The sequence below is a fragment of the Bartonella sp. AA2SXKL genome, from assembly GCF_042197205.1.
In the GTDB taxonomy this organism is placed as follows: Bacteria; Pseudomonadota; Alphaproteobacteria; order Rhizobiales; family Rhizobiaceae; genus Bartonella.
Genome location: NZ_JBHIRN010000250.1, coordinates 335 through 590, shown reverse-complemented (window position 1 = coordinate 590; position 256 = coordinate 335).

The window sequence follows — 256 nt, the reverse complement described above, 5'->3', positions numbered from 1 at the left end:
CGATTATAAAGCACATCATGACGAGTAATCTCTTTTGCCAACCACTCTAATTCACTTGCTGCTTCAAGAGCAGTCAGGTTTTGAATTTCGTCTTTGTGCATAAAACTTATTCCAAATTATGGGCCACGGACATAATAATCTCAATTCTTTATCACGCACAGAATCCAAATGAAGACATGCTCGCCAGTGATATAATTCATAAGCAACATTTTTACCATTTAATCAATCATCTCTATGCCAAAAGTTTTTGAGCAGC